Origin of the sequence: Pseudarcicella hirudinis, assembly GCF_900115665.1 — a bacterium.
In the GTDB taxonomy this organism is placed as follows: domain Bacteria; phylum Bacteroidota; class Bacteroidia; order Cytophagales; family Spirosomataceae; genus Pseudarcicella; species Pseudarcicella hirudinis.
Genome location: NZ_FOXH01000017.1, coordinates 40,340 through 54,280, shown reverse-complemented (window position 1 = coordinate 54,280; position 13,941 = coordinate 40,340). Strand labels below are relative to the sequence as shown.

The 13,941-nt window shown below is 37.7% G+C and carries 14 protein-coding genes; 5 read left to right on the top strand and 9 right to left on the bottom strand.

Features of this window, described 5'->3' with window-relative positions; genetic code table 11:
- The 8 genes from BM179_RS21845 to BM179_RS21810 all read right to left on the bottom strand — a co-directional run bounded on the left by BM179_RS21845 (nucleotide 1) and on the right by BM179_RS21810 (nucleotide 8,523).
- Complete coding sequence (locus tag BM179_RS21845; RefSeq protein WP_092019307.1) at nucleotides 1-1,008, bottom strand: glycosyltransferase family 2 protein; 1,008 nt, start codon at nucleotides 1,006-1,008, stop codon at nucleotides 1-3.
- A 55-nt stretch (nucleotides 1,009-1,063) separates the two neighbouring features.
- On the bottom strand, nucleotides 1,064-2,101 hold the full coding sequence (locus BM179_RS21840; RefSeq protein WP_092019306.1) for a glycosyltransferase family 9 protein: 1,038 nt from the start codon (nucleotides 2,099-2,101) through the stop codon (nucleotides 1,064-1,066).
- Nucleotides 2,102-2,120: 19 nt separating this feature from the next.
- Nucleotides 2,121-3,092 carry a glycosyl transferase gene (locus BM179_RS21835; RefSeq protein ID WP_092019305.1) on the bottom strand — a complete coding sequence of 324 codons (972 nt, stop codon included), beginning with the start codon at nucleotides 3,090-3,092 and terminating at the stop codon, nucleotides 2,121-2,123.
- Nucleotides 3,093-3,155: 63 nt separating this feature from the next.
- Complete coding sequence (locus BM179_RS21830) at nucleotides 3,156-4,298, bottom strand: glycosyltransferase family 4 protein (RefSeq protein ID WP_177219483.1); 1,143 nt, start codon at nucleotides 4,296-4,298, stop codon at nucleotides 3,156-3,158.
- 99 nt (nucleotides 4,299-4,397) lie between these two features.
- Nucleotides 4,398-5,528 carry a glycosyltransferase gene (locus BM179_RS21825; protein ID WP_092019303.1) on the bottom strand — a complete coding sequence of 377 codons (1,131 nt, stop codon included), beginning with the start codon at nucleotides 5,526-5,528 and terminating at the stop codon, nucleotides 4,398-4,400.
- 88 nt (nucleotides 5,529-5,616) lie between these two features.
- Entirely contained in the window at nucleotides 5,617-6,606 is a 990-nt protein-coding gene (locus tag BM179_RS21820; RefSeq protein ID WP_092019302.1) for a glycosyltransferase family 2 protein, read from the bottom strand.
- A gap of 71 nt (nucleotides 6,607-6,677) precedes the next feature.
- Nucleotides 6,678-7,526, bottom strand: coding sequence for a glycosyltransferase family 2 protein (locus tag BM179_RS21815; protein WP_092019301.1), 849 nt, complete (start codon nucleotides 7,524-7,526; stop codon nucleotides 6,678-6,680).
- A 16-nt stretch (nucleotides 7,527-7,542) separates the two neighbouring features.
- Nucleotides 7,543-8,523: a DNA/RNA non-specific endonuclease gene (locus BM179_RS21810; protein ID WP_092019300.1), complete on the bottom strand. Its 981-nt coding sequence runs from the start codon at nucleotides 8,521-8,523 to the stop codon at nucleotides 7,543-7,545.
- 353 nt (nucleotides 8,524-8,876) lie between these two features.
- Here BM179_RS21810 and BM179_RS21805 point away from each other — a divergent pair, with 353 nt between their 5' ends.
- Both BM179_RS21805 and BM179_RS21800 read left to right on the top strand, forming a co-directional pair.
- Entirely contained in the window at nucleotides 8,877-10,124 is a 1,248-nt protein-coding gene (locus BM179_RS21805) for a BaiN/RdsA family NAD(P)/FAD-dependent oxidoreductase (protein WP_092019371.1), read from the top strand.
- A gap of 60 nt (nucleotides 10,125-10,184) precedes the next feature.
- Nucleotides 10,185-11,003 (top strand): purine-nucleoside phosphorylase, encoded by an 819-nt coding sequence (locus BM179_RS21800; RefSeq protein ID WP_092019299.1) that lies wholly within the window; start codon nucleotides 10,185-10,187, stop codon nucleotides 11,001-11,003.
- 92 nt (nucleotides 11,004-11,095) lie between these two features.
- Here BM179_RS21800 and BM179_RS21795 read toward each other — a convergent pair whose 3' ends face one another.
- Complete coding sequence (locus BM179_RS21795) at nucleotides 11,096-11,425, bottom strand: enzyme of heme biosynthesis (protein WP_092019298.1); 330 nt, start codon at nucleotides 11,423-11,425, stop codon at nucleotides 11,096-11,098.
- Nucleotides 11,426-11,686: 261 nt separating this feature from the next.
- Here BM179_RS21795 and BM179_RS21790 point away from each other — a divergent pair, with 261 nt between their 5' ends.
- From BM179_RS21790 to BM179_RS21780, 3 genes are all read left to right on the top strand, one after another.
- A complete protein-coding gene (locus BM179_RS21790; RefSeq protein WP_143095293.1) occupies nucleotides 11,687-11,989 on the top strand; it encodes a hypothetical protein in 303 nt (100 codons plus the stop codon).
- Nucleotides 11,990-12,049: 60 nt separating this feature from the next.
- Complete coding sequence (locus BM179_RS21785; RefSeq protein ID WP_092019296.1) at nucleotides 12,050-12,784, top strand: electron transfer flavoprotein subunit beta/FixA family protein; 735 nt, start codon at nucleotides 12,050-12,052, stop codon at nucleotides 12,782-12,784.
- A 98-nt stretch (nucleotides 12,785-12,882) separates the two neighbouring features.
- Complete coding sequence (locus BM179_RS21780; RefSeq protein WP_092019295.1) at nucleotides 12,883-13,848, top strand: electron transfer flavoprotein subunit alpha/FixB family protein; 966 nt, start codon at nucleotides 12,883-12,885, stop codon at nucleotides 13,846-13,848.
- Nucleotides 13,849-13,941 lie beyond the last annotated feature (93 nt).

Here is a 13,941-nt window from a genome sequence, read left to right as displayed (position 1 = left end):
TCATTCGAGAATATCACCAAGGAATGCTTTATAAGGAGCAGCCCAGTTCGCACTTTGATCTTTGTAGTGGTGGTAATTTCCTGATAATAAAGCTTTAAGCGCCGGAATGACTCTTTTGAATTTATTTTCAGACAGAGTCCCTCTCATTTCGTAGAAACTTTCTGATTTCTCAATCTTGAGAAAATCAGCATTTCCTGTATCTACTTTTCCGCTTAATGCTTTTTTCAATAAACAAAAATAATCCCTTTTTTCGAGGAATGGTGCAAGTTTTTCTATTCTGGGACGGTTAAATCTGCCGGATAATTGTATTTTTTCACCTTTTTGCTGTGGTCTCGTGCCAACCTGCTGCTGACTATGCTGGCGGTAAGACATCAGAGGTTCGGCAATAAGCCCGACTTTGCCGACTAATGTTGCCAGTAAAGCCAGCCAGCCGTCATGAATCATTTTAGGAATGTGTGTCGGGAACGGTAATCCGTAAGTAAGCAATTCCTTTCTGAACGCAAACATACATCCTGCTACTCTGTTCCCGGCCAGTAATATTCCGGTGGCATCTCCGGCTTTCCATTGGGCAATCTGAGGTTCAAAAAAACGAACTTCCTGCCAGAAAGTACTTCCAAGCTCTTTCAGATTTTCATCCACAATCAGGGCATTTGAAAACACTGCAACAGAATCCGGATTTTTGTTGAAAAAGGAAACATATTCTTCAAGCTTATTCGGATGCCAGTAATCATCCTGATCGCAGGGAGCGATGATATCTCCCGTACATAATGAAATGGCCTTCTCAAAATTTTTGATTACTCCCAGAGATTCGCTGTTCCGGACGATTCTGATATTTAAATTGTGCTGAAAACTTTCAATTTTAGAGATGGTATGATCAGAGGAATTATCATCCACAATAATTACTTCAAACGGGAGATAACTTTGCTGTACGATACTTTCCAGCTGCTTTTCAATATATCGTTCCCCGTTGAATGTACACAACGGAATAGAAACATTTAAGGACTTCAAATTGTAAAAATTAAGGTGACGAGAGGAATGTTACAATACATTCTTCATGACTAATTTACTGAAAAGTTTTAAGTCTTTCAGAAATAGGGAGCCAAACTTCTTCAAAGGTCAATTGCGAGCAAGGCTGCCCTTTTTTGATAATTAACTGAGCATTCTCCTGGGTTTCATATTTACCGGAATAAGGCATATAACCATCAAAAGTATTTAGTTTACCCAGAAGAATGAAACCGAACGTATCAACAGCATTGGCAAAATGAGCCGGGCCACTGTCTATGCCTATAAAAGCAGCAGCATGCCTGATAATTTCTGCGGTCTCCAGCAAGGAGAATTTTCCACAGAAATTATGATAATGGTCGGAATGAATAGTAAGGTTACTTTTCAAACCGATTTCCACGACCTCATAATCGAAATATTCGATCAGGTTATTGATAAGATGTTCCCAATGATGTATTTGCCAGTCTTTGGGCGGGTAATTGGAATGACAATGAACAACGATATATTTAGAAGGCTTCTTCAGCGTTTCAATTTTATGTTTTACCGTTTCAGGAATATAAATTTTGGGAGCCTCGTTAATTTTTTCAAGTCCGCCCAGGAGTGAAAATACCTCAAGAATGTTCCCGAAATTGAAGTAATTTTCAATATTTATCCCAAGATGATCTGCAACAGGATTGATTAGTCTGAAAGGCTGAAAACGGTTAAAAAGTTTAAAAGTTCTGTTAGAGAGATGAAGGTTGTATAAATTGTCAAAAATGCTGCTTTTCTGAATCAGTACTGAATGTAAAACATTTTTTTCAATCAATATTTTATCGATTGCAGGGTTTGAAATCAGAACTTCCTGGAAAGGAGAGCGGACAATCCAATAAATAACAGCATTTGGGTGTCGCCGCCGGATTTCCCGTCCGATTGGTTCACAGGCCACAATATCGCCAAATTGTTCTGCCAGTAAAATACCTACTCTTTCCTGCCTGGGATTACTTAATTTTTGTAATTTAAAGTTTGATTTTTGTATCTGAAAGATTGTAAATGTCGAAACGGCATCCCATATTTTCTGAATGCGATTAGACCAGATTTTTATATTTTTCAGGGTTTTCAAGACTTATTCCAATTCGGATTTAAATTAATTCAATAAGTTTTTTAAAAGGTAGTTGCAGAACTTTTCTAACTCTTTTGTACCTCTTTATTTTGGGAGGCTTAATGTAAAAACATTTAATCTGGATATAGTATTCATTGAAATTGTCGCTGAGTTTCTGTGCATAATATCTAAACAAAGGCACAATATCCGGACGATTTTCAAAACTTGAACGATTCTGATATTTTGAAACTTCCTCCGGTTTTTTAAGCTCATACCCACTGAAATGAAAGAATATCAGAGGTACATTATTGATAAAAAACTTCCCGTTTTCCTGTGTTACTTTTCGTTCATGTAAATTCCAGTAAGCAACATTATAACCCGGATATTTTTCAACTAATACATTTTTATAGAACAAGGGTACAAAATTGATCCAATGCTGATCTACAAATAAGCCATTGCAAAGATCAATCCGACAATCCTTTTTCAGCTTTTCCTTCCACCAATCAATCATTTTTATGGTTTCCTCTCCTCTTCTGACTGCAATAAATCCGAGGTTATAAAGCCCGGTATTCAGATGATCGGTCTCATTAGTATCCAGCCGATCGTTGATCGGTGAACTGATATGCGGTGTAACAACAATTTCATAAGTTAAAAGGCTGTTTTGTAACTTATCAAGTTTGTCATAAACGATGATATCAGGGTCAAAGTATATAATATTGGTAATATCTGCCCTGTTTTTCAGAAAGTAATCGAAGAAAAAAGGCTTTACCGCTGTATTTAACTCTGTTATATTGTAATTCAGACACATTTCCTCAAAGTTCTCTATGTTGATTTTATCAATTTCCAACATTTGAAAAGGAGGAATTTTATCTGCTTCCAATTGTACTTTATCAAGCCTGTCTACCAGCCCGATAACAAATTCCACATCCGGATTCTGTTCTTTCAGAGATTGCCCTAAGGTTTGGGCCTGAGCAAGGTAATTGATAGAACAAATTGTAAAAGCTAAAGTCATACTAATTGCTGTAAAATGTTTTTCAGGTTCAGAATCTTCAGGTTCTGATAAAATTTAAGAATCTTAGTCCGACTTAACATTTGTATTTAGAATATCTGTAAATTTTTGAAAAGCCCTGTCCTGATTATGCAGGGTCAATACTTTTTTTCTTGAACTTGCTCCAAATTGCCGGCATATTTCAGGATTTGCTTTCAGATACAAAACTTTTTCAGCCATTTTATCAGCATCAAGATAATCAATCACAAATCCTCCGTCTTCCCCGATCAGGTCTTTTGCTCCTCCGGCCTGATCAAAACAGATGATAGGTTTTTCAAGCAAAGCTGCTTCCAGTACTACGAGCGGATAAGGATCTTCTCTCGATGAAAGCAGAAATATATCGAAAGCTGAGATATAATCAAGGGCATTTGATACAGATTCCTGAAATAGTATTTTTTTTAGCCCCAGTCTTTCAATATCTATCTTGAAAATCTGAAATTCCGGTTGATTTTTGTTACCGCCAACCCATAAAAACCAGATATCTTCCTGTTCGAGTTTTTGTGCAATTTTTAAAAAAATATCTACTCCTTTGCGAATATCTACAGTTCCCATCCCCCCGACAAGGAAAGCCGTTTCCGGAATGCCTAGTTCTCTTTTAATATACGCGGTATTCTGTGGATTTTTCTGATAGCTTATTGCCACTTCCGGCAATAAGGAAGGAAGTACTTCTATTTTGTTTGCTGAAATGCCGTGTTTGTTAATCAGATTCAGGCTGACTGATTGGGCACAGGCAATAAACAGCCCGGTATTTTGTAAAACCTTTTGAAAATGCTCAGGATAAGTGTACATCCTGATACCCATTTCAAGCTCATGTACATAGGTGAAAATCGGGCAGCCAAATGCTGTCAGGGTATCAAAAATATCCCCGTTTGTCAGTGTATTTGATACAATAAGGTCAAATTTTCGTGTAATGAGCTGATCGGTAACCTGCTTTTTTTCCGAAAACCTGAATTTGATCTTAGCTAAAATCCCGGTTGCTCCGGATTCATTATAAAAAATAAAAGTATCAGTAACTTTTTTGTATTCTTCTAACAGTTCTCCACCATGCTTTAACAATACTGTAAATTCAAAATCAGGATGGTTTTTCAGTAATTTCAGAAAACGGAGTAACAAAATCTGAGATCCGGCTCTGTTAGCGTCATGCCCTACAAATAGTATATTTTTTTTCATCTGATTAGAATTCATTTATAAGCAAAAGGGTATCAGATGGAACGCCATTATTTTCTTTAGATAGTTGAAATTCTTTAAAATTAGATCAAAAAGAACAAACTATAATGACCGTTTGATAAAACTATCAAGTATTTCTTCCCATACCGGAAGCTGATTGCTTATATCAAATTTAAGCGCCCGTTGCTTTGAAATATCTGAATTGGTGCCAGTCATTCCTTCATTTATCGAAACAATTCCTTCTTTTAATTCTTTGGTACTCATTGACTTGGTGACAATTCCCATGCCGGGCTGCATAAATTCTTCTATCCCCCCCGAATTGAAAGCAACAATTGGTTTTCCCAGAAAAGCAGCTTCAATCATCACTAAAGGAAAAGGATCTTCCCTTGAGGTCAGAAGAAAAATATCAGCCAAAGAAAGATAATTAAAATAATCATCTCTCTGAAGACCCGGCAAATGCACCTTTGTAGTCTTAATGGCTTTACATTTTTGTTCAATGTAATAAATTAATCCGCTTTTGGGCTTATTCCCCAGCCAGATCAGATGAGTATTCGGGTCATTAAAGCTTTCTGCAATGGCAGGTAAATAATCGATTCCCTTTCTGGAATTCATTGTCCCGGCCAATACATAGACCTTATCATTTTCCTTGATTCCAAGTTTTTTCCGGAGTGCCCGAGCTTTTTGAAGATCAGGGTTTATTAAGGAAGTGTCAATAAAAGAATAGAATGAAATGGCATTTTTACCGCCTGATTCTATAATTCTCCGGGTGGTAATCTCTGAGCAACCTATCAGTAAATCAGAATGATTTATGATTAATTCAAGGTCGTGGTATTTGAAAGACTCATAAGAAAGACTCAGCTCATGAAAATGTGTAATAAGTTTGATATTGAGCTGTTTAGCCAGAGGTACAATTTCAGGGAGCGTCATGGTATTCATATACCAGATATCGGCTTTGAACTGTTTCTGAGCCTTTTTTATCGATGCATCTATCGGAGCGTATCCTAGTTTAAAGAGAAATTTCTGTAACAAGCTAAAATCTCTGGGGGCAACCCAATAAGGAATATCTGCCGGTAATTCATGAAGTAATTCTCCATGAGCAAAACTTACCAGGCCAGCTTCGAATTTAGAACGATCAAAGTTTTTAAGAATATACCACAGCATCATTTCAGATCCTGTACGCCCGGCAGTGGGAGTAAAGAATAGAATCTTTGTTTTTTGCTGTTCATTTATCATTTGAAGTGCTTCTTTACTCTTTTAAGTTTTATTTTAGTGGATAAGTTAAAAATGTAATTTTATGTGTCTGATTTAATATATTTCAAACCTATTTTATGTTTTCGTGCGGAGAAATCTTATAAAAGTACTTCATTTTAAAGATAGTTTTGAAGAAATACTTTAAAATCACTTTTGTTTTCCGGGCAAAAATCAATTGGTTTTCCAGCTGGAAAAACGGATTCCTGAAACTTTTAATATTTACCATAATTTTCCAAATGAAAAACATTGGTGCAAGCGTCAGATAATGAATGATAAGTACTAAGTAGGCAGCAATGCCATATTGTTTTCTCACCCACAGAAAATTAGAAACCTGCATCTGAACACTAAAGCGATTTACCCAGGAAATGTTTTCTCTTCTGAAAGGATTTTTGTTTTCGAGATGGATAAATCTGATGTCATCGAAATAGCAGAGTTTTCCTGCTTTTCCTAATCTTCCGGACCATTCAACATCTTCTCCGTAAAGAAAGAAGTCCTCATCCATTTTTCCGGCTTTTTCAATAGTTTCTCCTTTTACCATCAGAAAAGCGGCAACAAGCCAGTCAACCTGATTTGGATCAGCATAAAGTGTTTCCGGAATGGTTTTGTGTAATATCTGCTGAAAAAACGGCTTATTGGGCAAAATGAAAAAAGTTCGCCTGATTTCAGCAAAACTTCTGTAAAAAGGCATGGGAGATTTATCTTCGTAAAGCTGAATCCCACCGATGGCAGCAATATCCGGATTTGTTTCCAATCTGTGAAAGCAACGCGAAATGACATCATCAAAAACCAGGGTGTCAGCATTAAGCAATAAAATATGTCTGCCCTGAGCTTCCTTCATTCCGGCATTATTTGCCCTTGAAAAGCCTGCATTACAGGTCATTTCAATCCATTTAATCTGCGGATATGAGCCGACTATCCGTTTTTTACTGTCGTCTTTCGAGTCATTGTCAACCACGATTACCTCAAAAGAAATTCCCCTGGTAAATTCGAATACCGATTTTAAGCAATTAAGCGTGAAATCAGCACATTTGTAGTTGATAATTACGATTGACAAATCCATTTTGCAAAATTACATCATTGATGCGGAAAAGTCATTTTTTATTGATAATTCGGTAAAATCTTTCGCTTTGTTCAGGAAAGGTGCTCCTCTATTTCCTGAATCAGCCTCTGATATTTCTGTACTGTCCGGTTAATTATTTCACTATATATCGGACCATAATCAAGATTAATGGCCTCAAACATCTCCATTCGGTTTTTAAGAAAGAATAAATTGCGGGGCGTATGAATATTCGTCATTCCTCCCTGATGTTTCCGGTAAGCACCCATTGTTTCGGGAATAAATCTGATTTTTCCGGTTTTGGCTACCTGAATAAAAATACCCAGATCGCCACTGGCAGATTTCCACCACCAATCTGTCATCCCATTCTTAAAAACGTTTCTGAAAACTGTGCTGGCGGTTCCTAAAAACCAGGTTTCATCCCTGAACAAATCTTCCAGAGAGGAGTTAAGAGCCTGTTCAGGAGTATTAAAAGGATGAGAAGGTGTATTATCCTCATAAATTACTTCCAGCTGATGATGTGTAAGAGCATATTCAGGATTTTTCGAGAGGAAATCCACCTGTTTCTGAAGTTTGAGCGGGTCGGTCCAGAAATCATCCCCTTCACAAAGCGCAATGTATTCCCCCCTGCATTTCTCAAAAAGAAAAGCTACATTATTTTTCCCGCCTAATTCTCTGGGATTTGAAGGGCCAAGGTTTTCCGGATGTAAAAAAGCCCTGAAAATCTCAGGGTGTTTTTCAGCATATTTTGCAATAATTGCAGCATTTCCATCCTTAGAGGCATCATCTCCGATGACAATCTCGAATGGAAAATCAGTTTTCTGCATCAAAACTCCGTCAAGGGTTTGTGCTATAAACTTTTCATGATTATAGGTTGGAATTAAAACACTTAACTTGGGAACAGCTTCTCCGGAATAGGTCATTTTGCAAGGTATTTACTCAAAACCAATCGTCTGTATTATTCTGAGTTTCAATTTTCTTTTCTAAACTATCAGGTAATTTGGCAAAAAAATCAATTTTTGTCAATTTCTCGATTTCATCAATGCTAACAGTGAACGACTTAATCAGTTCAAATGAAGGTTGATTGGCAATCAGGAAGGCAATGGCCTGTTCTTTTGCCGGATCATAAACTATTTTATAATACTGTTCAGGAACTGCTACCTGATTTCTTCTGCCTATGCTTGGTAAACCTTGTTTCAAAACAGGACCCGTAACCACAATCAGGTTTTGTCTCCTTTTAACCCAGCTCCTGATTTTGTTTTCAATATCGCTCCAGATGCCACGGTTAAAATCCGGTACCTGCGGACTCATATTTGACATATAAAAAGTTTCATCCTGTAAAACCTTATCATGTCTGAAATCTCCGGCCGGGCACAAATGACCTCTGTCATATCCTGATCTTGAATAATCCTGAGGAATAGCTGAACCTGATTCAACCAAAGGATCAGGCATAAATTCGTTAGAACGCAATTCACGTCCGAATGCTGCCTCTTTTACCAGCTTATGTAAAACCCAGGATGCCTGCTCATATTCTTCACAATAATTCAGAATATAGGCTTTATGTCTGACGATTTCTTTATTGGTAGAAGAAACCGGAATAAATTGTTCCAGTGAATTATCATCAGAGGCGACCTCTCCGGGTTCGTCTTTATCTTTAGATTTAAATATGTCAAAAAGAGAACTTTCTTCTTTATTCCCCTTCTCATCTGTCGCTACTGATTCTTCTGTCCGGGTTTTGTCATCTACCGCAATTGTATCACCCCGGCCTGCTCTGGTCCAAGGTTCTGCATTGTTTGATTTTTTATGATTAAAGATTTTTGAAACATCTTTTTTAAAACTGTTCAAAGGATTTGATTTTCCCAGATAATAGAGAAAAATGCCCAGGAAAATTAAAAATATCAGAAATTTGATTTTACTCATCAGGTCGGATTACTTACTGCGTGTTATTTATCAACATTACATTAAACTAATATGAATTATCAGAATCATATCCGGAAACCTCATGTTGTTTATCAGGTAATTTGGTTTTTGACAAAGAATAAGGTTGAGGAAAAAATTTAAGTTTTCGCATGTTTCAGTCAGAACTCGCATCTTTGCAAATTAATTGTGCTAATCCCGGTTTTTAATATGCGTCCGTTTACAAAACTACGCAAAAAACAGGGTTCAGGGTTTATAAATTAAGGGTAAGAATGAGATAAATAAGCCTTTGAATGTAGATGGGATTGGCAATCAATTCTTTACAAAGTTTTAAAAAACAAAGATTGTTTACTCATATGAGTCAAAAACGCATAGTTGTGGTAGGAGGAGGAGCGGCCGGTTTTTTCGGTGCTATTTCAGCAGGTAATTATTTTCCGGAAGCTGAAGTAACTATTCTGGAAAAAAACAGAACGGTTTTAAACAAAGTAAGGATCTCAGGAGGGGGACGTTGTAATGTTACACATGCTTGTTTTGACAATAAGAAACTGGCAAAATTCTATCCCAGAGGAGGGAATTTTCTGAGACCGCTTTTTAATCAGTTTAATGCAGAAGATACCGTGCAATGGTTTGAAAATCTTGGCGTTAAATTAAAAGAAGAGGCTGACGGACGAATGTTTCCAGTTACGGATCATTCTGAAACAATTGCTTCCTGTCTGGAAGAACAAACCAGAAAACTGAAAATAAGGGTACAGACTTCTGCCGGAGTAAAAAGCCTGATTATTGCAGAAGGTAAAGTAACAGGACTGGAACTTTTGTCCGGAGAAAAATTAAGCGCAGATAATGTGCTCATTACCACGGGCGGAAATCCTCAGGCGAGCGGATATGACTGGCTTAGCAGTCTCGGACATGGTATTTTATCTCCTGTTCCGTCTTTGTTTACTTTCAATGTGCCCGGTTCCGTATTTGTTCAGCTGGCCGGAGTAAGCGTGCCGGAGGCCACTGCAAGGATTGCAGGCAGAAAGTTGTCACAGTCGGGAGCATTATTAATTACCCACTGGGGATTTTCAGGCCCGGCGATTCTTAAACTTTCAGCCTGGGCAGCACGGGAGTTGGCTGAAATGGACTATAAATTTTCCCTGTTAATTAACTGGCTGGGAGAGACTTCTGAGAATGAAGCAAAAGAAACAATAGCACAGGTTAAAAAAGATCATCCGAAAAAGTTAATTGCCTCGAATCCATTATTTAATCTGCCATCCAGACTTTGGAAATTATTATGTTCCGTATCTGAGATTGAAGATAATCTGCGATGGATTGATATTTCGAATAAGCAAGGTAACAAACTGACCGAAAATCTGATTAATTGCCAGCATAATGTAAATGGTAAAAGTACCTTTAAAGAAGAGTTTGTCACCTGTGGCGGAATAGACCTGAATGAGATTAATCCTCAGACAATGGAAAGCAAACTGATTTCAGGCTTGTATTTCGCCGGAGAAGTAGTTGACATTGATGCCGTTACAGGAGGTTTTAACTTTCAGGCGGCCTGGACCACCGGATTTGTTGCAGGAAAGAACATGGCTTTATCACTTTCTTCCTCAGTTTCTTAAGTACTAAAGGGTTTTGAAACAGAAATTCAGAAACAATACATCTTTTAATAAAAAGCTATTATGTACTACCATCAAATCATTGAAACGACCAAATTTATTCAAAATCAGCTGCCGGATTTTTTACCGGAATACGGAGTGATTTTAGGTACCGGATTAGGAGCTTTGGTCAATGAAATAGAAATACATCATGAAATTCCTTATGAAGAAATTCCTCATTTTCCGGTTTCTACTGTGGAAACACATAAAGGGAAATTGATTTTAGGAACAATAGCAGGGAAAAATGTAGTTTGCATGCAGGGCAGATTTCATTTCTACGAAGGTTACAGTATGAAGCAGGTAACTTTTCCGGTAAGAGTAATGAAAAAGCTGGGAATTGAAAAACTAATTGTATCAAATGCTTCAGGCGGGTTAAATCCTGACTTCCAGGTAAGCGATTTAATGATAATTGAGGACCATATCAGCCTTTTTATGCCGGAAAATCCCCTTACCGGAAGAAACATTGATCAGATGGGAGATCGTTTTCCGGATATGTCGGAAGTTTATGACCCTGAAATGATCAGAAAAGCTGATAAAATCGCTTCTTCAAAAGGAATTAAAATCCGTAAAGGTGTGTATGTAATGGTTTCAGGCCCGCAACTGGAAACTAAAGCAGAATACAGACTGTTGAGAAATCTGGGAGCAGATGCCGTAGGAATGTCAACTATTCCTGAAATTATCATTGCCCGTCAAATGGAAATGGCATGTTTTGGAGTTTCGGTAATAACTGACTTATGTATTCCTGAAACTTTGGAAAAAGCAGAATTGTCACAAATTATCGCAAATGCAGCAAAAGCAGAACCTGCCCTTACTTTGATTATTAAAGAACTGATCAGTTCATAATTCCGGATAAATAATAGTCATTTTATAATACATTGTCTGAACAAAAGATGTTTTTCCGAAGACTGGGCATCTTTTGTTCTTTTAATGCTTCTTTAATCTTCCGTCAATTCATCCAGAAACAGTTGATAAGCTCCTTTCAATTCTTTTAAAGCTTTATCTTTTTTTTGTATCGTCGCTGTTTCTATTCCTTTCAGATAAGTTGTTTTTGCCAGTTCCATTTCTTCCAGGTCAAAATACAATTGGGCAGCATGATAATAAGTTGCCAGATAATCCGGATGATTTTGAAGAAGATTCTCAAACAACACTCTGGATTTAGTAAGATCTGATTTTAAATATTCTGTAGCCAGCGCATAAATGTTGAAAGGATCATCAGGGTCCTCTTCAAAAAAAGCCAATAAATGAGATAGTCTGTCGTTGTTCATTATTAAAAAATACAGGACCTGCAAAGCAAGACCTGAGAAGTAAGATTTTAAACAAAAGAACAAAGATAAATGAATAAAGACAAAGGGAAATGATTGATAAAAGATTGTGAGAGAAAAGGAGTATGGCCAAAACAGACATTCCGGCTCCATCTCCCTATGTGTCCTATGTGCCTATGTGGTTACAAAAGAGTGTGAACAAAGCAGACATTCCGGCTCCATCTTCACTATGTGCCCTATGTGTCTATGTGGTTACAAAAGAGTATGGCCAAAACAGACCTTGCAACTCCATCTTCCTATGTGCTCTATGTGCCTATGTGGTTACAAAAGAGTATGGCCAAAACAGACATTGCGACTCCATTTCCCTATGTGCCCTATATGCCTATGTGGTTACAAAAGAGTATGGCCAAAGCAGACATTCCGGCTCCATCTCTCTATGTGTCCTATGTGCCTATGTGGTTACAAAATAATCAATTGAAGAAAATAAATTTAGTATGCTTGCATACTATTTTGTTTTTTTTGTTAATATTGCTAAAAATATCATGCTTATTAAGAAAACAAGGTTAAACTTGATTTTTCAAAGGTATTTTTAGTTTTCAAAAGCAAATAAACTCAAATTATAAACAGATGAAAATTTTAGTTTGCATCACCAATGTTCCGGACACGACAGCCAAAATCTCGTTTACGGATTCAGATACAAAGTTTAATAAAGCTGGTGTAACATACATTTGCGGTCCTTATGATGACTATGCACTTTCCAGAGCGGTTGAACTGAAAGAGCAATCCGGTGGAACTGTAACCGTATTAAATGTTGGGGAGGCGGATTCTGAGCAGGTAATTCGTAAATGTCTGGCAATCGGCGCAGATGATGCGATCAGAGTTAACTGTGAGCCGACAGATTCCTATTTTGTTGCACAGCAAATCGCTGCTATCGCAAGTCAGGAAAATTACGATTTGATTTTAATGGGAAGAGAATCAATTGATTTCAATGGAGGAGTGGTTCATGGTCTGGTAGGTGAAATGTTGGGAATACCATCACTTTCTCCGGTTATGAAGCTTGATATTGACGGAAAAACAGCCAGAATTACCCGTGAAATAGAAGGAGGAAAAGAAGATATTGAGGCCACCCTGCCATTGGTTTTAGGTTGCCAGGAGCCAATTGCAGAATGGAAAATCCCGAATATGAGAGGGATTATGACGGCCAGAACAAAGCCTTTGAAAGTAGTTGAGCCGACAGGTGATGATTTAACCGTAACGCGGAAATTTGAACTTCCGGCACCTAAAGGTGCAGTTAAAATGATTGCAGCAGATGAGGTAGAGAAACTTGTTGACCTTTTGAAAAACGAAGCAAAAGTTCTTTAAAACGATCTGTTCCTGAAATTTTCAATTAATCTTTTGCTGAAACCGGAAAGCATATTCAACAGATCTTATCCGGCTTTAGCACTTAAATCCGACATAAAATGAGTGTTTTAATATTTGTAGAATTAGACAACGGAGCGATTAAAAAATCATCGCTTGAAGCAGTTTTTTATGGCTCTGAAGTTGCTAAAGCGCAGGGAACCTCAGCCACGGTTCTTGCCATTGGTGCTTCCTCTGATTCCGAATTATCGAAAGCCGGAAATTTTGGAGCTAAAAAAGTATTACACGCCAATGATTCTAAACTGGATCAGGCTAACATTCAGGCTTATGCTTCAGTGTTGTCTGCTGCGGTAGAAAAGGAGAGTGCCTCTGTTATTGTTTTAGCGAAATCTTCCCTGGGAGATGCTGTAGCTGCCAGAGTAGCCGGAAAACTGAAAGCTTCTATTGTTTCAAATATTACCGAATTACCTGATTTATCCTCTGGTTTTAAAGTAAAAAGAAGTATTTATACCGGAAAGGCATTTGCCGTGGTAGAAATGCTGAGCGACAAGAAAATTCTGGCGATCAAGAAAAATGCAGTTTCTCCGGTAGAAACTGCTGATTCAGCGCAGATTGAAGTATTTACTCCTGAGGTTTCTGAAGCTGATTTTACAGTGAAAATTACCGGAACACATAAAGCCTCCGGAACAGTTTCTTTGCCGGAAGCTGATATCGTAGTTTCCGCAGGAAGAGGCCTGAAAGGCCCAGAAAACTGGGGAATTGTGGAAGATCTGGCGAAAGCTTTAGGGGCTGCAACTGCTTGTTCAAAACCGGTTTCCGATTTAGACTGGAGACCTCATCATGAGCACGTAGGACAAACCGGAATCAAGGTTTCTCCGAATTTATATATCGCCTGTGGTATTTCCGGGGCGATTCAACACCTTGCCGGAGTGAACTCCTCAAAAGTAATTGTGGTAATTAATAAAGACCCGGAAGCACCGTTTTTCAAAGCAGCTGACTATGGTATTGTCGGAGATGTATTTGATGTTTTACCTAAATTAACCAAAGCTATTGAGGCTTCGAAATAATAGACATTGTTTAAAATATAAGGCTATCTCTTTCATCGCCTCCATAAGTTAGATACTTATGGGGGCATTTTTTATGAATAATTGAGCTGTTTG